The 19,948-nt window shown below is 71.3% G+C and carries 19 protein-coding genes; 11 read left to right on the forward strand and 8 right to left on the reverse strand.

All coding sequences use genetic code 11. The annotated features are described in order from the left end of the window. Window positions 1–132 precede the first annotated feature (132 nt). Window positions 133–1,203, forward strand: a complete 1,071-nt coding sequence (locus IG02_RS0106575) for an Lrp/AsnC family transcriptional regulator (RefSeq protein ID WP_051764588.1) — start codon at window positions 133–135, stop codon at window positions 1,201–1,203. A 176-nt stretch (window positions 1,204–1,379) separates the two neighbouring features. After that, complete coding sequence (gene proP / locus IG02_RS0106580; protein WP_037802421.1) at window positions 1,380–2,990, forward strand: glycine betaine/L-proline transporter ProP; 1,611 nt, start codon at window positions 1,380–1,382, stop codon at window positions 2,988–2,990. Window positions 2,991–3,113: 123 nt separating this feature from the next. Here proP and IG02_RS0106590 read toward each other — a convergent pair whose 3' ends face one another. The 3 genes from IG02_RS0106590 to IG02_RS0106600 all read right to left on the reverse strand — a co-directional run bounded on the left by IG02_RS0106590 (window position 3,114) and on the right by IG02_RS0106600 (window position 6,717). Then, window positions 3,114–3,635, reverse strand: a complete 522-nt coding sequence (locus tag IG02_RS0106590) for a hypothetical protein (protein WP_030742975.1) — start codon at window positions 3,633–3,635, stop codon at window positions 3,114–3,116. A gap of 159 nt (window positions 3,636–3,794) precedes the next feature. Continuing rightward, entirely contained in the window at window positions 3,795–4,928 is a 1,134-nt protein-coding gene (locus tag IG02_RS0106595) for an AEC family transporter (RefSeq protein ID WP_030742977.1), read from the reverse strand. Between the two features lie 31 nt (window positions 4,929–4,959). After that, window positions 4,960–6,717 (reverse strand): NAD-dependent malic enzyme, encoded by a 1,758-nt coding sequence (locus tag IG02_RS0106600; protein WP_030742979.1) that lies wholly within the window; start codon window positions 6,715–6,717, stop codon window positions 4,960–4,962. An 838-nt stretch (window positions 6,718–7,555) separates the two neighbouring features. Here IG02_RS0106600 and IG02_RS0106605 point away from each other — a divergent pair. Beyond that, a complete protein-coding gene (locus IG02_RS0106605) occupies window positions 7,556–8,125 on the forward strand; it encodes a TetR/AcrR family transcriptional regulator (RefSeq protein WP_030742981.1) in 570 nt (189 codons plus the stop codon). A gap of 304 nt (window positions 8,126–8,429) precedes the next feature. On the opposite strand, the gene IG02_RS0106610 is transcribed toward IG02_RS0106605, so the two are convergent. Next, window positions 8,430–8,909 carry a CGNR zinc finger domain-containing protein gene (locus IG02_RS0106610; protein ID WP_030742983.1) on the reverse strand — a complete coding sequence of 160 codons (480 nt, stop codon included), beginning with the start codon at window positions 8,907–8,909 and terminating at the stop codon, window positions 8,430–8,432. Between the two features lie 106 nt (window positions 8,910–9,015). Between IG02_RS0106610 and IG02_RS0106615 the strand changes: the two genes are divergently transcribed. Together IG02_RS0106615 and IG02_RS0106620 are read left to right on the forward strand one after the other, a co-directional pair. Next, complete coding sequence (locus tag IG02_RS0106615; protein ID WP_030742985.1) at window positions 9,016–9,882, forward strand: alpha/beta fold hydrolase; 867 nt, start codon at window positions 9,016–9,018, stop codon at window positions 9,880–9,882. 11 nt (window positions 9,883–9,893) lie between these two features. Then, window positions 9,894–10,460 carry an SDR family oxidoreductase gene (locus tag IG02_RS0106620; protein WP_078854253.1) on the forward strand — a complete coding sequence of 189 codons (567 nt, stop codon included), beginning with the start codon at window positions 9,894–9,896 and terminating at the stop codon, window positions 10,458–10,460. 75 nt (window positions 10,461–10,535) lie between these two features. On the opposite strand, the gene IG02_RS0106625 is transcribed toward IG02_RS0106620, so the two are convergent. Next, window positions 10,536–11,297, reverse strand: coding sequence for a metallophosphoesterase family protein (locus IG02_RS0106625; protein ID WP_030742989.1), 762 nt, complete (start codon window positions 11,295–11,297; stop codon window positions 10,536–10,538). Window positions 11,298–11,438: 141 nt separating this feature from the next. Beyond that, on the reverse strand, window positions 11,439–12,074 hold the full coding sequence (locus IG02_RS0106630) for a GNAT family N-acetyltransferase (RefSeq protein WP_030742991.1): 636 nt from the start codon (window positions 12,072–12,074) through the stop codon (window positions 11,439–11,441). 427 nt (window positions 12,075–12,501) lie between these two features. Between IG02_RS0106630 and IG02_RS0106635 the strand changes: the two genes are divergently transcribed. The 5 genes from IG02_RS0106635 to IG02_RS0106655 are packed head-to-tail and all read left to right on the forward strand — an operon-like array spanning window position 12,502 to window position 18,168. Further along, window positions 12,502–14,169, forward strand: coding sequence for an ABC transporter substrate-binding protein (locus IG02_RS0106635; RefSeq protein ID WP_078854254.1), 1,668 nt, complete (start codon window positions 12,502–12,504; stop codon window positions 14,167–14,169). A gap of 1 nt (window position 14,170) precedes the next feature. Beyond that, window positions 14,171–15,100 (forward strand): ABC transporter permease, encoded by a 930-nt coding sequence (locus IG02_RS0106640; RefSeq protein WP_030742995.1) that lies wholly within the window; start codon window positions 14,171–14,173, stop codon window positions 15,098–15,100. A gap of 14 nt (window positions 15,101–15,114) precedes the next feature. Continuing rightward, complete coding sequence (locus tag IG02_RS0106645; protein ID WP_051764590.1) at window positions 15,115–16,071, forward strand: ABC transporter permease; 957 nt, start codon at window positions 15,115–15,117, stop codon at window positions 16,069–16,071. Then, window positions 16,068–17,069, forward strand: a complete 1,002-nt coding sequence (locus IG02_RS0106650) for an ABC transporter ATP-binding protein (protein WP_030742999.1) — start codon at window positions 16,068–16,070, stop codon at window positions 17,067–17,069. The genes IG02_RS0106645 and IG02_RS0106650 overlap by 4 nt, the downstream gene beginning before the upstream one ends. Further along, window positions 17,062–18,168 carry an ABC transporter ATP-binding protein gene (locus IG02_RS0106655; protein WP_107055549.1) on the forward strand — a complete coding sequence of 369 codons (1,107 nt, stop codon included), beginning with the start codon at window positions 17,062–17,064 and terminating at the stop codon, window positions 18,166–18,168. The genes IG02_RS0106650 and IG02_RS0106655 overlap by 8 nt, the downstream gene beginning before the upstream one ends. A gap of 25 nt (window positions 18,169–18,193) precedes the next feature. Here IG02_RS0106655 and IG02_RS0106660 read toward each other — a convergent pair whose 3' ends face one another. Further along, the gene (locus tag IG02_RS0106660) at window positions 18,194–18,406 is read right to left on the reverse strand and encodes a hypothetical protein (RefSeq protein WP_158712245.1); all 213 of its coding nucleotides are present in this window, start codon (window positions 18,404–18,406) and stop codon (window positions 18,194–18,196) included. Between the two features lie 293 nt (window positions 18,407–18,699). Between IG02_RS0106660 and IG02_RS41385 the strand changes: the two genes are divergently transcribed. Continuing rightward, window positions 18,700–18,870, forward strand: a complete 171-nt coding sequence (locus IG02_RS41385) for a hypothetical protein (RefSeq protein WP_158712246.1) — start codon at window positions 18,700–18,702, stop codon at window positions 18,868–18,870. Between the two features lie 117 nt (window positions 18,871–18,987). On the opposite strand, the gene IG02_RS0106670 is transcribed toward IG02_RS41385, so the two are convergent. Continuing rightward, window positions 18,988–19,929 carry an arsenic resistance protein gene (locus IG02_RS0106670; RefSeq protein ID WP_030743004.1) on the reverse strand — a complete coding sequence of 314 codons (942 nt, stop codon included), beginning with the start codon at window positions 19,927–19,929 and terminating at the stop codon, window positions 18,988–18,990. Window positions 19,930–19,948: the final 19 nt, after the last annotated feature.

Raw genomic sequence — 19,948 nt, forward strand, 5'->3', positions numbered from 1 at the left:
CCGGGTGGCCGCCAGCGCGGCGTATTGATCGGCAATGAGACGCCAGCGTGGTTGATTGTGTCAATGGAGAAGTGATGTGCGCCTATTTCATCCGTGTAACTTCTTGGTGATGGGAGGGTCTAGGATCGGTCCATGCCCTCGCCCACCGTCACCACCCGGCGGACATCGGCGCGCCCGGAAGAACGGCTGCTCGATGACGTCGACCTCGACCTGGTCGCCGCGCTCCAGATAGCGCCCCGGACCCCGGTCAACGCCCTCGCCGACGTGCTGGACAGCTCCCCGAGCACCATCGCCCGCCGGCTCTCCCGACTGCGTGCGGACCGGTTGCTGCGGGTGGTCGGCCGACTGGACTGGCCGCTGATCACCACGGAGAACCCGCGCCAGGTCTGGATCACCTGCGCCCCCGGCCGCTCCGAGGAGGTGGCCCGCCGGCTCCTCGAACTCGCCGAGGTACAGACCCTGTTGCTGACGACGGGCAGTGCCGACATCTACTGCAGTGTCTATCCCCTGCTCGGCACCGACATCTTCGACCTGCTCACCCACCGCCTGCCCGCGACCGAGGGCATCGTCTCCACCGAGTCCCAGCTCGTGCTGCGCGCCCACACGCTCGGCCAGACCTGGCGGCTGCACCGGCTCTCCGAGGACCGGACGGCACAGCTGCGCGAGCACGCGGTCCAGGTCACCCGCGAGCGGCTGACCTCCCCTGACCGGCTCTCGGAGCTGGAGCGCCGCACCCTGGAACTGATGGTCGCCAACGGCCGGATCCCTGCCGCCGACATCGCCCGCGAACTGGGCGTCAGCCGCTCGACCGCCTACCGCACCGCGCAGTCGCTCCTCGAATGCGGCGCCCTGGTACCCCGGGTGGAGATCGAGCCCACCCTGCTGGGCTTCCCCCTCAACGCCCTGCTCTCCCTCACCGTGCTGCCGCAGGCCATTCCCGGCCTGCTCGACGCCCTCGGCGCCCACCCCTCCGCCCGCCAGGTGTCGATGGTGGCGGGGTCCTCGTCGGTCATCCACTACGGCGTCTTCCGCGACGAGGAGGACCTGGCCCGTTTCATCACCACCGACCTCGGCGCCTTCCCCGCCGTCACCACGGTCAACACCTGTGTCGGCGTACGCGTCCTGCGCCGCCACTGGACCGCCCGGGACGGCGTACGGCTCGGGGAGAGGGTCGCCGGACTGTGGCCCCGTTCCACGTCCTGACCCCGCACACCGCCCGTCCGGCCCCGCAGCCCGGTGCCCCGGGGCATAGGGGATTTCCCTTCGGGTAGACGCGGGACGGACCGCGTGGGACACGCGGTCCCCGCCGTCGTTTCCGCAGGCAGGGACCGGCGGGGGAATAATGCGTCACCACGAACGTGCCCTGCGGACGGGATGGAATGAGGACTGGACACCGCAAGACGCCGCGGCCCCGGCGGGGCGGGCGGCCGGGCGGGGCCGGTAGCGCCGCCACCGACCGACTGCTCCGTATCCTGCTGCGCCGGGGCAAACAGCCGCTGAGCGCCGAGGACGTGACGGTCACCGACCGTCCCGAAGTGCGCAGGGCCGTGTCCGCGGCGGCACTCGGCAACACCATGGAGTGGTTCGACTTCGGTGTGTACGCCTACCTGGCGGGCACGCTCGGCAAGGTCTTCTTCCCGTCGAGTTCGCCCGCCACCCAGGTGGTCTCCACCTTCGCCACCTTCGCCGCGGCCTTCCTCGTGCGCCCACTGGGCGGGCTGGTGTTCGGCCCGCTCGGCGACCGCATCGGCCGCAAACGGGTGCTCGCCGCCACCATGATCATAATGGCGATCAGTACCTTCGCCGTGGGGCTGCTGCCCGGATACGCCACGCTCGGCCTGGCCGCGCCCCTCCTGCTGCTCGCCTGCCGCCTGGTCCAGGGCTTCTCCACCGGCGGTGAGTACGCGGGCGCCACCACCTACATCGCCGAGTACGCCCCCGACAAACGCCGTGGGTTCCTCGGCAGCTGGCTCGACTTCGGCACCTTTGTCGGCTACTCGCTCGGCTCCGGCATCGTCACCGTCCTGACGGCCGTCCTCGGCGACGACGGCATGGTGCAGTGGGGCTGGCGGCTGCCCTTCCTGATCGCCGGACCGCTCGGTCTCATCGGCCTCTACATGCGACTGCGGCTGGAGGAGACCCCCGCCTTCCAGCAGGCGACCGAGCAGGCGGAGCAGGCCAGGCAGCAGCCCGGCGCCGAGGACCCCACCGAAGAGGCCCGGCAGTCCGGCAAGGGACGGCTCAAGGAGATCTTCACCCGGCACTGGGAAGCCGTCCTGATCTGCATGGGGCTGGTGCTGCTCTACAACGTCACCAATTACATGGTGACCTCCTACCTGCCCACGTTCATGACCGAGACCCTCGGCGAGGATGCCCTCACCGCCCAGCTGCTGGTCCTGGGCACCATGATCGTGGTGGTGCTCACCATCACCACCGTGGGCCGGACCTCCGACCGCTGGGGCCGGCGGCCCGTTTTCATGGCGGGCAGCCTCGCACTGATCGCGCTGGCCGCGCCCGCGATCCTGCTCATCAGGGCCGGCGGCATCCTGCTGCCCGCCCTCGGCTGTCTGATCCTCGGCCTGCTGCTGGTGTGCTTCGCCGGGACGTCCGCCTCGACCCTGCCCGCGCTCTTTCCCACCCGGCTGCGCTACGGAGCCCTGTCGATCTCCTTCAACATCTCCGTCTCCCTGTTCGGCGGCACCACTCCGCTGGTGGTCTCCAGCTTGGTCGAGGCGACCGGCAGCACGATGGTCCCCGCCTACTACCTGATGGCCGCCGGTGTCGTCGGACTGATCGCCACCTTCTTCCTGCACGAGACGGCGGGCAAGCCGCTCAGGGGCTCGGGGCCGATGGTGGAGAGCGAGGAACAGGCCCAGGAACTGGTGGCCCGCAGCCGCACCGAGGCCGGCCGACGGGCCAGGGACGTATGGATCCGGGTACGTCACCCATGGGTCCACCACCACACGCACGGTGACCGCGACGACGGCTGAAGGTGTCACCGGACCCGCCGGACCCGCCCCGGACGTACCCGGCCCGACGGGTCCGGCCGTTCGACGGCCGGCGGTTCGACGGCCGGCGGTTCGGCGGGCCGGAGCCGGGCCACGCGCTCCCGTCTACTTGCTCAGGACGTTCGCCGCCACGATGAACAGCCCGAACAGCATGTCCACGGCCCCGGCCCGACAGGCCTCCGGACGGCCGCGCCCGGCCGCCCGCGCGGCCCAGTACCCCCAGCCGAACAGCGCCACCGTGTTGAGGACCAGGGCGAACTCGATCGCGTCGTTCTCGGACCACCACCCGGCCCGCGCTCCGAGCAGCGCAGCCACCGTCGGCACACAGGCGGCGACGATCGGCCACTCGGTCAGCATCGACCACAAGGTGCCCGCGGTGGCCGGTCCGGCGAGGTGGGTCCGGTGCGCGATGGCGTGGGCGTAGCCGTGTGCCGTGGCCGCCGCCAGCGCGGCCAGCAGCACCCAGACCGCGTCGTAGCCCGGGTCAGGCGCACCGCCGTTGTGACCGAGCGCCGCCGCCAGCACACTGGCCAGCACCGTCCCGTACACACAGCCGAACAACAGCCGCTGCAAGGGCTCCCGCCGCAGGCCGCCGGGGGCCACGACGACGCGGGAACGGCCGGGCACGGGCACCACCTCCCGGGGCGAGGAACACCGTCCGTTCCGTGAGGTGTACCAGCACATCGCGCACCGTGCCCGGTGACCGGCGGACACGTACGCCGAAGAGGGCGAGCCGGCCATCCGGCTCGCCCTCCGCACTGTCCCCGCCGGGGTCGAATCGCTCGGTCAGTTGGTGAGGTTGATCATCAGCGGCAGCGTGACGAACGCCAGCACGATGCTGATGATCACCGCCGAGGCGATGCGGTGTTCCTCGCTCTTGACGTGCTGCGAGGCGAGCATCATCGGCACGGGGGAGACGGGGAACGCCACGATCAGCGCGGCCTGCGCCGCGACCTGCTGCGAGGTCAGCAGCAGCCCGATCCCGTAGGTGCTCAGCGGCAGCACCACCACACTGCACAGCGCGACGGCGAACGCGCCGGCACTGAGCTGCGGCCGGCCGACCCGGGCCAGCGTCACACCCACCGACAGCAGCGCCACGCCCGAGGCGGCCTGTCCCACCAGTGTGAGCGAGCTTTCCACCATCCCGGGCGGGTGGATCCCGACCAGCGCGAAGACCAGGCCGAGCAGCGGGGCCCAGGCGAAGGGCTTGCGCAGCGGCTGCACGATCCGTAGCCAGGTGGGCTTGCGCGCCCCCGCGCCGGCCGGGCCGGTGTCCGGGCCGTGCGGCTTCTCGGCGGCGTCGGGGTCCGTGGCGTCCGGTCCCGCGATGTCCGGCGGGCCGAACCCGCCACCCGCGCCGGAGCCGACCGGAGCGCCCGCCGTGGCGGGTAGGAGCCCGGGCGCGTGCGCCGCGACCCGGGGCCGGGGAACGGCGGCGGTCCTGGCCTTGTCCCCGCCCCGGTCCAAACTGATCAGGATCAGCACCGCGGGGTCGAGGACGACATTCACCAGGATGCCCGCGATGGCGATCGGGATCGCCGCCGTCGCGCCTCCGAAGAGGTTGCCGAGGATCGTCACACCCATGAAGGCGTACTGCGGCTGGACCGAGGCCAGCGCCACGATCGCCGCCCGGTCGAGCGGCAGCCGGCCGATCGTCCGCAGCCCCAGGAGGATGAGGGCGTAGAGGCCGAGCAGCCCGAGGGCGAGCATGCCTACGAGCGGCCCCTGGCTGAGCAGGGTGTGGCGCGGGGTGTTCATGATGCTCAGGAACAGCGACGCCGGAAGGGCGAACTGCATCGTGAGCACCGTGAGCGCACCGCCGCGCTCCCCGGCGAACGACTGCCCGCGGCCCGCCCCGTAACCGAGTGCGATCACGAGGAAGACGGGCACGACGATCGTGAAGATATGAGAGAAGCTCACAGTCTTGTCCCTTGTTTCACCGGCGCGGACATCAGACCGACTTCACCGGTCGGTAGTCCGGGCTCCACATGGCGGCTCGCACCGCCGTGTCGAGATCGTCGTCAAGAGCCGTGCGGGCGACGCCGTCACGCTCGGCCGCGCGGGCCACGGCCACGGCGACGGCGGCGGACGTGTCCCGCAGCCGGTCCACGAGGGGAAGGATCGGTGCGCCGGGGGTCGTCGGATCGACCATGGCGGCGATCTGCCGCGCCGCGGCGAGGAGCATGCCCTCGGTGATCCGGTCGGCGCGGGCCACGATGGCGCCCAGACCGAGCCCGGGGAAGACCAGGGCGTTGTTGGCCTGGCCGATGACGTGGGTCACGGCGCCATGGGTCACCGGGGCGAACGGGCTGCCGGTGGCGACCAGCGCGCGCCCGTCGGTCCACTCGATCAGGTCCTGCGGCGTGGCCTCGGCCAGCGGCGTCGGGTTCGACATCGGAAGGACGACCGGCCGTTCGGTGTGCGCGGCCATCTCGCGCACGATCTCTTCGGTGAAGGCACCGCCCTGGCCCGAGGTGCCGATCAGGATGGTCGGCCGGGCACGGCGGACCACCTCGGCGAGGCCGATGCCGCCGACCCGCTCGTCGCGGTCCCAGCCGGCGACCTCGTCGGCGCGGCGGGCGTAGCGCAGCCGGTGTCCGTCCAGGCCCGTGTCGGCGTCGGTGAGCAGACCGTACCGGTCGACGCACCAGAACCGGTCCGATGCCTCGTCGGGCGAGAGGCCGTCGGCCACCAGCGCGTCACGCAGCTGGTCGGCGATGCCGAGCCCGGCCGACCCGGCGCCGAAGATCACGACGCGGTGGTCGCGCAGCGGCGCGCCGGTGACCCGGGCGCCGGACAGGACGGCGGCCAGGTTCACCGCGCCGGTGCCCTGGATGTCGTCGTTGAAGGTGAGGGCCTTGTCGCCGTACGTGTCGATGATGCGCCGCGCGTTCGAGGAGCCGAAGTCCTCCCAGTGCAGCAGCGCTTCGGGGAAGACCCGGCCGGCGGCGGCGACGTATTCGGCGACGAAGGCGTCGTACGTCTCACGGTCCACGCGCGGATGGCGGTTGCCGAGGTAGAGCGGATCGTCGAGCAGTTCCCGGCGGTTCGTGCCGACGTCGAGAACGACCGGAAGCGCGCGGGCGGGGTCGATACCGGCCGCGGCGGTGTACACGGCGAGCTTCCCGATGCAGATGTCCATGCCGCCGACGCCCCAGTCGCCGATGCCGAGGATGGCCTCGCCGTCCGTGGCGACGAGCAGATCCACATCACCGGGGCCGAGCCCGGCGGCGCGCAGTGCCGGCTCGATGTCCTCGGGGGCGTCCACGGAGAGGTAGATGCCGCGAGAGCGCCGGTACTCATGGCTGTAGCGCTCGATCGCGGTACCGACGGTGGGGGTGTAGACGATCGGGAGCATCTCGCTGAGGTACTGCCCGAGCAGCCGGTAGAACAGCACCTCGTTACGGTCCTGCAGGGACCGGAGGTACACGTTCTTGTCCAGGTCCGTCGCCTTCGCCCGGTACTGGGCGTACGCGCGGGTCACCTGCTGCTCCAGGGTCATCACCTGGGCGGGGATCAGGCCGGTCAGCCCGAGGTCGCGGCGCTCTTCACGTGTGAACGCGGTTCCCTTGTTCAGGCGCGGATCGGTGAGTACGGCGCGCCCGCGGGATGTGGTCTCCCAGGAGCCGTCCGCACTGTTCCAGCGGGTGGCCGGGGAGACGGACGATGACGGGCCGGAGTCCTTCGCTTCAGGAGGGTCGCTCTTCATTGCTGCTCGTTGTTCCTTGCTGTGATGCGGTTCGCGGGGTGGGTGGCACCCCGCGAAATCACGGTATCAACATATTTAAATCCGAATCATCGTTCGTGGCAGGGGCGTTCACGAGTCAAGGACGGGTAAACCCCGCAGGTCGCGTGCGGGTTCACCGGCGGTGTGCAGGGGGAGCGGCGGCGGTGCGGCGCGCATCGTCGCCGGAGGTTCTTTATGAACGAAACGGACGCGGGGCTTGTACTGCCGAGGGGCTGGGCCGTGAGGGCCCGCCGGCGGCCGGGGCCCGGCACGGGGCGTGGGCCCCCGGCGAGACGCTCCCGCGGACGTCTCCCGCCCGGGCGCTCGCCTCGGCGTGGACGGCTTCTCGGCCGCCTGACCGCGACAACCGCCCGGTACCTGCCGCTCGTTGCCCTATCGGGACCTCCGCACGCGTTTGCTCATCGCGAGCGCGTTGGGCGAATCTCTTACGTCACCTCTCCGAAAGGGCTGGTCATGACGCTCGGTATGGTTCTCGGCGATGTCTCCTCTCGCGCTTCGACGCGGGAGCGGTAGCCCTGCCTGCCTGACGCTCGGGCCCGTGCCGTAGCGCGGGCCGATTCCGCGGGCTCCTCGTCGAAGTGCTCTTCGTGCCCCGCACGTTCGATCACGAGGAGTACGAGATGTCCACGATTCACTGGACCTCCGACCACACCACCCGTTCCGCCCGTTGGCACTCCGAGAGCGCGGCCCCACCCCCCCCGCCGGTCCGCGCCGAGCCGGCCGGCGTTTCCCCGGGATGTGTGTCCTCGAGGGAAACCGACCGTTCTTCCCGCCGCACCGATGGAGTTAGTCTCTGAGCATGAGCGCAGAGGCGAAGCCGAGTTCCCGCGACCGACTGCTGGACGCCGCGGCCACGCTTTCCTACCTCGACGGCGTCCATGTGGGTGTCGAGGCGCTCTGCAGGGCGGCGGGTGTGTCCAAGCGGTCGATGTACCAGCTCTTCGAAAGCAAGGACGCGCTGCTGGCGGCGAGCCTGGAGCGGCGTGCCCCCGATTTCGCGGCCCGCCTCCTGCCGCCGTCGGATGACGGGCGTCCGCCTCGTGAGCGGATCCTGCACGTCTTCGAGCAGGTGGAGACGCAGGCCGTCGCGGCGACGTACCGAGGCTGCCCGTACCTCGCTGTCCAGGTCGAGGTCAAGGATCCGGACCATCCCGCGAGCCGGATCGCGCAACGGGTCAAGGGCGAGCTGCAGTCCTTCTTCCACGCGGAGGCGGAACGCGGCGGGGCCGGCGATCCCGGCCTGCTGGCCCGGCAGTTGATTCTTGTCTTCGACGGTGCGAGCGCCCGCTTCGGAATCCGGGCCGAGACCTCGGCCGGACTTCTCCGGCCCACGGTGGCCTCCCTCCTCGACGCCGCCGGTATGCGCTGACCGCTCCCGAGGGACCGACGCCGCCGCGAGTACGCCTCCGAGCCCCGAACACGCGCCGCGGACCAACCGTCCGGCGTGTCTCAGCGTGTTCTTCATGGTCCGATCCGGTCACGTTCGGCGATGGTCTCGGGCCGCCCGGCCAAGCGGTCCGACTGGTCGGCGCGTCCGGCGGGAGCCGGTGGGTGACGTCCACCGCCAGGACCGGCCGCCGGCGGCCTTCCGCTGCGGCAGCCCGGCCGGCACCTGCCGCAGCCGCGGCGCATCGGCGTTCCCACGGTTCAGCGCCGTCGGACCCGGAACGAGCTCATCGGGTGCGTTCGTAGTGGCGGCGTGCTTTCTCGCGGTTGCCGCAGACAGCCATCGAGCACCAGCGGGCGCGGTTGGCGCGGCTGCGGTCGAGCAGGAACAACTGGCACTCGTCGTTGGCGCAGGGGCGTAGCCGCCCGGGCGTGTGCTTCTCGGCGGCGGCCCAGGCGAGGATCACCTCGACGGCCAGCCGGGCGTGCGGGGGAGTCCTGACCGTCCACTGAAGACCATCCGAAGTGATCTCCGGGATCTGGTGGACCCCTTCGAGCAGCGGGCTCAACGCGTCGGGCGAGGTTTCTCCGCGCACCACGTCCCGCAGGATGTCTCGTGTGTCGCGCAGCAGCGCCAGTTCCGCGAGGCTGCCTTCGCCGCCGTGCTCCCGTGCCCAGCGTCTGCCGCCGGCCGGGTCGCCGAGCGCGTCCCGCTCCTCGCCGTTGACCAGTGGCCTGCTGTTGAGCAGGTCCAGCAGCGTGTCCATCGGGTGCCACTCTCCATCTAACCAGATCGAATCATTTGACAGGTTAGTCCCTTCCGTGCTTGCGTGACAGTGAACTAACCGGATCAGACATTCAAAGGGGTTAGAAATGAGCTCGGTGCACCACCGGACCGCCACCGTCGACGGCTACGAGATCTTCTACCGGGAGGCCGGCCCGGCCGACGCCCCCACCATCGTCCTGCTGCACGGCTATCCGACCAGCTCGTTCATGTTCCGCGAGCTGATCCCGCTGCTGGCCGACGACTACCACGTCATCGCGCCGGACCACCTGGGCTTCGGCCACTCCGACGCTCCCCGCGTGGGGGAGTTCACCTACACCTTCGACGCCCTCGCCGAACTCACCTCCGGGCTGCTCGACCAGCTGGGACTGGGCCGCTACGCCCTCTACGTCCAGGACTACGGTGCTCCCATCGGCTGGCGTCTCGCGCTCCGGCACCCCGAACGGATCTCCGCCCTCGTCACCCAGAACGGCAACGGCTACGAGGACGGTTTCGTCGAGTCCTTCTGGAGCGACGTCTGGGCCTACGGGGCGAACCCCGGTCCCGACACCGAACCCGCCGTCCGCGCCGCGCTGAGCATCGACGCCATCCGCTGGCAGTACGTGCACGGCGTGCCCGACCCGAGCCTGGTCAGCCCGGACACCTGGGAGCACGACTTCGCCCTCGTCTCCCGTGAGGGCAACGACGAGGTCCAGCTGGCGCTGTTCCGCGACTACCCGAACAACCGCCCGCTCTACCCGCTGCTGCACGAATTCCTGCGCGCCGGCGAGGTTCCGGTGCTCGCGGTGTGGGGACGCAACGACGAAATCTTCGGCCCGGCCGGCGCGCGAGCCTTCGCCCGCGACGCCAAGGATGCGGAGGTGCACCTGATCAACGGCGGCCACTTCCTGCTGGAGAGTCACCTGGACGTCGTCGCGGGTTACCTGCGCGGCTTCCTCGGGCGGGTGCTGGGCTGAGCGGGTGTCTCATGACTGATCTTCCGGCCGGCCGGTTCGGCTGTTCCGGGTCGTCGTCCGTGGCGGCGGCAGCCGCGCGGGCCGAGGACGTCACCCTCCTGATCAACAACGCCGGCGTCGCCGTCGGAGCCTCCTATCTCGACTCTCCGATGGAGGACGTGCGGCGGAACCTGGAGATCAACTTCTATGGCCCGTTGCTCGTCACCCGGGCGTTCGTGCCGGTCCTCGAACGCAACGGCGGCGGACACATCCTCAACATCCACTCGGCCCTTTCCTGGCTCGCAGACGGCACGTCGTACAGCGCCTCCAAAGCCGCCCTGTGGTCCCAGACCAACTCCCTGCGCCTGCGGCTGCGGTCACGCGGCATCGCCGTCACCGGCCTTCACGTGGGCTACGTCGACACCGGGATGACGACGGGCGTCGATGCTCCGAAGTCCGACCCCCGCGACGTCGCCTCGGCCGCACTCGACGGCGTCGAGGCGGGAGCGTACGAGGTGCTGGCCGACGATGTCTCACGCTGGGTCAAGTCGAAACTGTCCGGAGAACTGGCCGACATGTACGAGACGCTGACGCGGTAGCGCGGATCGAGGCACGCTCGGCACCACGGTCCGCCGGCCGGCCGACTGCCGCCGTTCGTGAAGGTAACGGGGTGTTCACGGCGTGTGGCCGCGCCCGTCGCGTGGGGCGAAGGTCGCGAGGGCTTCCACGTCGGTCGCCCGAGCGCGCAGGAAGTAGTCCGCCCACTCGCCGACTCGGGGGTAGGACGAGTCCTGGCGGACCTGAGTCACGGCCGCCTCGATGTCGAAGTGCGTCGTGCGCAGTTCGACGCCGGGTCCGAGGAGGCACCAGTGCGCTCCGGCCCTTCCGTACGGCATGCCGACGCTCCCGGGGTTGACCACGAGCCGGCCTTCGGCGAGGCGGACGAACGGCATGTGGGTGTGCCCGCAGACCACGGTGCGCATGTCCGTATCGAGGCCGCAGAAGACCTCCTTCCAGCGGTCGGAACGGGAGTCGACCAGGACGACCTCCTCGTCGTCGCGGGGGGTGGCATGACAGAACAGCACCTTTCCCAGGCCGCGGACGGACAGGGAACGTGAGGGCGGCAACGAGTCGAGAAGGACCACATGGTCCTCGCGCAGCTGTTCCGCCGCCCAGGGAGCGATGGGGTCGGGGATCGTGTCGCGCAGTCCCCGTCGGTATTCCGTGAGTTCGCGGTCGGCGTTGCCGCGGATCCACACGACCCGGTCGCCGAGACCGGTGAGCAGATCGAGGACCCGCGTCGGTTGCGGGCCGGCCGCGATGTCACCGGTGAGCACGATGCGATCGGCGGCGTCGACGTCCGGTTCGGCGAGGACGGACTCCAACGCCGGCAGGACCCCGTGGATGTCGGACAGGACGGCGACTCGGTTCAGCATGGTCACCACTGTGCGACCTCGGCGGCGTTGCGCTCTACCCCGCCTGGGTAAGGGCCCGGACGAGGATCGCGACGCACCGCACGGCGCGCCGCTCGGGCCCCGCGCGGTGTCTCGTGCCCGGACACCGTGCGGGGACCTGACTCATTCGGGGAGCGGACCGGGCTCGGTGGGACGCCCGAGGTAGGTGGACGAGCCGGAGCCGGGGACGTCGAGCTCCCGGAAGCCCACCCTGTCGTAGAAGGCGCGGGCCGGGCGGTTGGCCGTGGACATGCACAGGTGGACGGCGGGCACCGACTTGGCGTGCAGGGCCGCCAGCAGGGCGTTCATCAGGGTGCGCCCGTGTCCCCGGCGCTGCTGTCCCGGCAGCAGGTCGATGTGCAGGTGCGCCGGGTGGTCGGCCAGCTCCGGCACGACCATCCGCTCCGGGGTGTGCATGAGCGCGAGCATCTTTTCCGTGGGCGTGGTGGGCGGCGTCGATGGAGCGGGGTACCGGTCCGTCAGCCGAGGCAGCCACTCGTCCCGGAACGCCTCGGTGAACCGGGGCGTGTCGGCCGTCCCCACGATGTAGCCGACGGCCTCGCCCCGGCCGTCGTCCAGCACGAACGCCAGGTCCGGCTCCAGTTCGAGGTACGGCGCGGCGAAGATGTTCGGCAGGAGTTCAAGATCGGGGTAGATCTCCCGGGAGTCACCCCCCTCGTACCCGGTGCGCACGCAGACGTTGAACACGGCAGCGCGGTCCCCGGGGCGGTAGCGGCGGACAAAGGGTGAGGTCGGCATGGCCGCATCCTGCCGGACCGAGTGCGCTGCCACAACCGTACGATCACCGCGGTCGGGCCGCCGGGACGGCGCGGGAGCGTGCTCGAAGTGCCGGTCACAGCCGCCAGCCGAGGGTTGCCAGAGGGCCGCGGTTCACGAGGGCGAAAACAGGGCACGGTGGTGACCGGGCGCCCAGGGTGGGTTCCCCCCGATGGCCGGGGAAGGACAGGGGCGTACTCCTTATGTCGGTGCCCTGGGCTTACGACGTAGGGAGTACGGATCGAGGAGCGCAGGGGAACGTCGCGCACGTCGCATGTCTTGACGCTGCTGCACCCCGGGTCTAGCTTCGGCGTCTACAGATGCAGACCGAGTATGTGTATGTGGACGGCGATGGCGGCCGTGCGGACTCGGAACGCACCACAACAGCACTCCCGGAGACACGCCGACGATGAAGTCCTCCGCTTCCTCCGCTCCCTCTGTTTCCTCCGATGCGCGCCCGGGCCGGGGCCGGTCCCGCACCCTGCTCACTCTGCTCCTCTCCGGCACGATGTTGCTGTCCGGCGGGTGTGCCGTGGCGAACGGCGACAGCGCCGGCGACGCGGGCAGCGCGGACGGCCGCACCCTGCGCGTGGTGCTCACCCAGGAACCGCCGACGCTGGAGCCCTGCGAGTCGTCCCTGACCGCCACCGGTGTCGTCGTCCGTTCCAACATCACCGAACCGCTCGTCGAACGCGACCCCACCTCGGGCGAGTTGCGGCCGTTGCTGGCGACCGGCTGGACCCAGACGCGGCCCACGACCTGGACCTTCGACATCCGCCCGGGGGTGACGTTCCAGAACGGCGACCGGTTCGACGCGCAGGACGCCGCCTTCTCCATCGACCGCGCCGTCAACTCCGACCTCGCCTGCAACGTGGACGGATACGTCTTCGGCGACGAGGAACTGGACGTACGCGTGGTCGGCCCGACCCGGCTGACCGTCACCACCGAGAAGCCCGATCCCATCCTCCCGCTGCGGCTGAGCTTCGTCGAGATCGTGCCGCGCACCACCGACACCGAGGCCAAGGTGCGCATACCGGTCGGCACCGGCCCCTACGCCGTGCAGTCCTGGCAGGCGGGCTCCGCGATCTCCCTGACCCGCAACGAGGACTACTGGGGCGAGGCCCCCGCCTACCCCCGGGCCCGGTACGTCTGGCGCGGCGACGCGAGCGTCCGCGCCGCCATGATCGACAAGGGCGAGGCCGACATCGCGATGTCGCTGGACCCGATGGACGCGGAGAAGAAGACCACCGTCGACTACCCCAACAACGAGACGACCGCCCTGCGGCTGGACGGACGCGAGGCGCCGCTGGACGACCTGCGGGTGCGCCGGGCGATCGGCATGGCCGTCGACCGCGAGGGCATCGCCGACGCCCTGCTGGGCGGACTGGCCGAGCCGGCGGCCCAGTTGGTCCCGCCCGGCGTGGTGGGCCACAACGACGCGCTCGAGCCCACCCCGTACGACGTGGACGCCGCCCGCGCGCTGATCGAGGAGGCGGCGGCCGACGGCGTGCCGACCGGCCGGGAGATCACACTGGTCGCACGCAACGGCCAGTTCGCCGGAATCGCGGAGACGGCCGAGGCCCTGCAGTACGAGTTGGGCCGGATCGGGCTGAAGGTGAAGGTCCGCATGGCCGACACCGCCACCCAACTCCAGTATCAGCTGCGGCCGCTGCCGCGCGGCGTAGGACCGATCGCCCTGCTGATCATGCACGGGAACCAGGCCGGTGACGCGGCGTTCACCACCAGCCAGTACCTGCTGAGCGACGGCCCGCAGTCCACCTTCGGCACGGCGGAACTCGACCGGCGCATCGCCGCCGCGGGCGGCCTGTCCGGTGCGGCGCGCCAGAGGGCCTTCGCCGGCCTGCTCGCGCACCAGAACGCGTCGGTGGCGCAGTACGCCTACCTGGCCCACATGCGCGGACTGCTCGGCCTGTCACCGTCCGTACGGTACCGGCCGAACTCCGCCACCGGAGACGAGATGCGGCTGGCGGACGTCAGCCCCGCGAAGGCCGCGGACGCGGCGGATGCGGCGAAGGCGGCGGAACCAGCGAGGGCGGCGAAGGAGGTGCGGCACTGACATGGTCCCGTTCCTGCGCAAGCGCGTCGTATCCAGCGCGATCCCCCTTCTGTTCGTGGTGCTGGGCGTGTTCTTCCTGGCCCGTATGACCGGCAACCCGGTCGATCTCTACCTTCCGCTGAGCGCCACCCCCGAGCAGCGAGCGGACTTCTCCGCCGCCCAGGGCTTCGACGACTCCGTACCGGTACAGCTGTGGCACTACCTCACCGGTGCCGTACAGCTCGACTTCGGAACCTCCCTGCGCACCGGACAGCCGGCCGCCACCATGGTGCTGGACGCGTTTCCCGTCACCCTCCAACTCGCCGGTGTCACCATGCTCCTGGCGATCAGCGGCGCGTTGCTGGTCGGCAGCCTCGCCGCGTACCGGCCGGGCTCGGCGATCGACCGGATCGCTGGCCTGCTGTCGATGACCGCGGCGAGCATCCCGGACTTCTGGTTCGCGATCGTGGGAGTGCTGGTCTTCGGTGTGAGCCTGGACCTGCTGCCGACGTCCGGCACGCTGGGCGGCCCGGAGGTGTGGATCCTGCCCGTCGCCACCCTGCTGATCCGCCCGTTCGGTGTGCTGGTGCAAGTGGTCCGCGGCAGCATGGTCGGCGCGCTGTCCGCCCCCTACGTCAAGATCGCCCGCAGTAAGGGCGCCGATGCCCGGCGAGTCGTCTTCGGCCACGCGCTGCGCAACGCCGTCACCCCGGTCCTGACCGTCGCGGGGGACCTCACCGTGGCTCTGGTCAACGGCGCGGTGATCGTGGAGACGATCTTCGGCTGGCCCGGGATCGGCAAGCTCATGATCGATTCCATCCTCCAGCGCGACTTCGCGGTGCTGCAGGCGGCCGTGCTGCTGACCGCGGTGACGATCTTCGCGCTGAACATCCTCGTCGACGTCTGCCACGCGCTGCTCGACCCCCGGGTACGCCAGGCGGTGCCGGCATGAGGGAAGGAGCCACGATGACCGACCGGATCGAGCCGCCCTCGGCCGCGGACACCCCACCCGCCCCCCGTCCGCCCCGCTGGTGGCTGCTGCTCGGCCGGGACCGGCTCGCCGCCGTCGCGTCCGCGGTCCTCACCCTGGTCGTCCTCGTCGCGCTCTCCGGCCGCCTGTTCATCGGGGACCGGGCGCAACGGCAGGACCTGCGCGCCTCGCTGCGCCCGCCCTCCCTCGACCACGGCGTCTACGGACTGCTCGGCACGGACGTGCTGGGACGCAGCGTGCTCGCCCGGCTGGTGGACGCCGCCGGTACGACGCTGTCCGTCGCGGTGCCGGCGGTGCTGTGCTCGCTGGTGATCGGCTCCGCGCTGGGACTGTGGGCCGGGTACCACGGTGGCGTGCGGGAGAGCGTCACGATGCGGGTGGCCGACGTCATCCTCAGTTTCCCCTCCCTGCTGATCGCGGTCGTCGTGCTGTACGTCTTCGCGCCGAGCGCGATGAACATCGTGCTGATCCTCGCGGTGACGCGGGTCCCCGTCTACCTGCGCACCGCCCGCGCCGAGTCGGCCGAGCTCAGGAGCCGGCTGTTCGTCGACGCGGCGCGGACCTTCGGCACACCGAGCCGGAAGATCATCTACTGGCATGTCCTGCCCATCGTGCTGCCGACGCTGCTGACGGTGGCCACCCTCGACTTCTGCTTCGTGATGCTGACCGAGTCCTCACTGAGCTTCCTGGGCATCGGCATCCAGCCGCCCGACGTCAGCTGGGGCCTGATGGTGGCTCAAGGCCGTCAGTACCTCGGGACGGCGTGGTGGATCGCCGTGCTGCCCGGCGTCGCGATCGTCCTGACCACGGTGTCCGCCACCGTGCTCGCCGCCTGGGCACGCCTGGCCACGGACCCCGCCCAGCGCTGGCGTCTGACGCTGCCCAGGAAGCGCCGCGGCGCCACGGCCGTTCCCACGGAGATGATCCAGTGAAGCCCTCACCCTTCGATCCCGACCGCCCCGCGCTGGATGTCGAGGGCCTGTGCGTCGACCTGCGTACCCCCTCCGGCACGGTTCGCGCGGTGGACGGCGTCAGCTTCGGCGTGCACCGGGGCCGGACCCTCGCCCTGCTGGGCGAGTCGGGCTGCGGGAAGTCGATGACCGCGCTGTCCGTCGTGGGCCTGCTCGACCCGGTGGCCGAGGTGACCGGCGGGGCCGTCCGCGTGGGCGGCACCGACACACTGCGGCTGAGCCGGGCGGAGCGCAGGAAGCTCGCCGGCCCCGTGCTGTCCATCGTCTTCCAGGACGCGCTGACCGCCCTCAACCCCGTGCAGCCGGTCGGCCGGCAGCTCGGGGAACCGTTCCGTATCCACCGCGGGTTCTCCCGGCGCCGGGCCGAGGAGGAAGCGGTCCGGCTGATGACCCGCGTCGGTATTCCCGAGCCGCGGTTGCGGGCCCGCGCGTACCCGCACCAGTTCTCCGGCGGCATGCGGCAGAGGCTGCTGATCGCGATGGCCGTCGCGCTCGACCCCGACGTCCTGATCGCCGACGAGCCCACCACCGCGCTCGATGTCACGGTGCAGGCGCAGATCATGCGGCTGCTGCGGGACCTGCAGACGGAGCGGGACATGGCGGTCGTCCTGATCACCCATGACCTGGCGGTGGTCGCCCAGCGGGCGGACGATGTCGTGGTCATGTATGCGGGCACCGTGGTGGAGAACGGGACGGTACGGGAGGTCTTCTCCCACCCCCGCCACCCGTATACCAAAGGACTGCTCGACTCCGTTCCGGAGGACGCCGTCCGGGGCCGTCCGCTGCCCGCGGTACCGGGCAGCCCGCCGGATCTCAGCGCGGTGCCGTCCGGATGCGTGTTCCAGGACCGCTGCCCCCTCGTACGGGAACGCTGTGTGCGGGAGCGTCCTCCTCTGCGGTCCGTAGGAGCCTCCCGTTCCGCAGCCTGCCACTTCTCGGAGGAACTCCACCGTGTCTGAGACGCCTGCGACCGAGACCTCCGCGACCGGAACTCCTGCGCCTGGGACCTCCGCGACCGGGACCTCCGTGCCGGGCCGCCGTTTTGACGGCCGGGCCGACGCCCCGCCGTTGCTCGAGGTCGCCGGCGTGACCAAGACGTTCGGCCACGGCCGGCGGCGTCTGACCGCCCTGGACGGCGTCGACCTGCGGCTGCGCGGCGGCGAGACCCTCGGGCTCGTCGGCGAGTCCGGCTGCGGCAAGTCGACCCTGGCCCGGGTCCTGCTCGGGCTGGAGCGGCCCGACGCGGGCACCGTGCGCTTCGACGGAACCGACCCGTTCACCCTGCGGGGCAAGGCACTGCTGGCCTGGCGGCGCCGGGTGCAGATGGTGTTCCAGGACCCGTTCGCCTCGCTCAACGCCCGGATGTCCGCCGCCGACCTCATCGGTGAACCGTGGCGCACGCACCGGGACGTCGTGCCCACGGCACAGGCCAGGGAACGCCGGGTCCGTGAACTGCTCTCCCTGGTCGGGCTGCGGGAGAGCGACGCCCACCGCTACCCCGACGAGTTCTCCGGCGGCCAGCGGCAGCGCATCGGCATAGCCCGCGCGCTGGCGCTCGACCCCGACCTCATCGTGTGCGACGAGCCGGTGTCCGCCCTGGACCTGTCAGTGCAGGCGCAGGTGCTCAACGTCCTGTCCGAGCTGCGCGAACGCCTGGGCGTCTCCTACGTGTTCATCTCCCACGACCTGTCCGTGGTCCGGTACGTCGCCGACCGGGTGACGGTGATGTACCTCGGCAAGGTCGTCGAACACGGCCGCACCGAGGACGTCTTCGACCGCCCCCTGCACCCCTACACCGCTGCCCTGATGTCTGCCGCGCCCGTGCTGGACGCGTCCCGGGCCGCCGAGGACGCGGAGATCCGGCTGCGCGGCGAGATCCCCTCCCCGTACGACATCCCCTCCGGCTGCCGCTTCCGCACCCGGTGCTGGCAGGCCGAGGACCGGTGCGCCGACCTGGCACCTCCGGCCGTCTCCCGAGCGGACGCGGGGGACCCCGGAAGGCCCGGCCAACCCCACGCGGCGCTGTGCCACTTCCCGCTGGCCGGGGAACAGTCCTGACGCCGACGGCCGGCCGTGTGTCCGGTCAGTGGCCGAGGAACTCCCTGATCTCGTCCAGCAGCATGTCCCGGCCGTACCGGGGGCGTTCCAGATGCGCATGGTGGTTCGCTTCGGGCAGGGGCCGCACCCGTACGTCCCGGGCGTTGACCAGTCGCCGGGCGAGTCGGTCACCGTTTCCCGGGCGGGACCAGGAGTCGCGTTCCGCCCGGGCCGCCACGCGGCGTGTGCGGCGAGCCAATGGCCGCCGGTGGCCCAGCCGAAGGCGGACAGGGGCCCGGGCCGGCGCCGACGGACGAGTGACACGGCGGCGTCGATGTCGGCCGCCGCCTCGCCGGAGCGTACCTGCGGTGGCGCGGCCGAGGGATCCTGGCCCATCGCGGGCGGGTGATCGCTGTGCCCGAAGCCGCGCACCTCCGCGGGGCCGACCGGTGACGACCAGTTCGTCGTCACCTTCGGGCACGTGCCGGGCGTGGTGGCCCCGCCGGCGGTCACCAGGGCGACGGTCGAGGTGTCCTTCGACGACGGCGAGGGGTGGACAGCGGCCTCCACCGCCTCCCTCGCCAGGGGCAGTTCCGTGCGAAGTGGACCATCCCGGACTCCGCGGCGGGCCGGGACGCGTCCCTGCGCGTCACCGCCACCGACGCGGACGGCAACGCGGTGACGCAGACGGTGAAGAACGCGTTCACCGTCGCCGCGGGTTAGACACCGGAGGTGTCCGGCGAGGCCCCCGCCGGGGTGGAGCAGGCCGTCGGGCAGGCCGTCGACGCCCCGGTGGGTCGCGTGGGAGCCATCGACGCCGCCCGCACCGGGTGCGGGCCCTCAGGAAGCGGGAAGCATCCGGGGCACCGCTCGCACATAGACGACCATGCCGACCACCTCGACCAGGGTCTGGGTGACCACCACCACCGAGGCGACGGCCAACTGGCCGGGCAGGGCCAGGGCGAGGGGGAGGACGACCAGGGAATTGCGCGTCGCGCCGGTGAACACGATCGCCCTGCTCTCCGGTATGTCGAGACGGAACAGCCGGGCGACGGCGAGCCCGGCGAACGCCATCACGACCAGGAAGAGGACGTAGAAGGGCACGACGCGGGCCACGTCGACGAGGCTGCCGCCGAGTCCGGGAACCTGGGACGCGACCACGGTCAGCAGGGTGGCGGCCATCAGCGGCACCATGGCCGTGCCCATCGCGTCCGCGGTCCTCCGGCCGGCCGGGTGCCGGGCGGCCCACGCCTGCGTGAGCCAGGCCAGTGCCAGCGGGACGACGATCAGCACGAGGAACGCCTCGACGAACGGTCCCACCTCGACGACATCGGCCAGGCCCGAGCCCAGGAACACGAAGAGATAGCCGGGCAGCAGCACCATCTGGACGAGCAGCAGCAGCGGAGTCGCCGCGAGCAGCCGCCGGCTGCTGCCACCGGCCAGACCGCTGAAGACGATCACGTAGTCCACGCACGGGGCCAGCAGCACCAGCAGCACGCCCAGCCGCACTGCCCGGTCGCCGGGGAGGAAGGCGAACATCGCCGCGACCACCAGGGGCACCACCACGAAGTTCACCACCAGCGCGGCGGCCAGGAACCGGCCCGCCCGCAGCGAGCGGACCAGCTCGGCGGCCGGCACCTGCAAGAACGTCACGTACAGCAGGGCGGCGAGGACCGGGTTGATGGCGCGTTCAAGGCCCGCTCCCACGGCCGGGGCGGCCCAGCCCACCAGTCCGCCGGCGGCCAGCGCCCCCACGTAGACGGCGACCTGGCGGCGTTCCATGGCCGCGACCGGGCCGGAT

The sequence above is a fragment of the Streptomyces sp. NRRL F-5135 genome (assembly GCF_000719775.1).
Classification (GTDB): domain Bacteria; phylum Actinomycetota; class Actinomycetes; order Streptomycetales; family Streptomycetaceae; genus Streptomyces; species Streptomyces hebeiensis.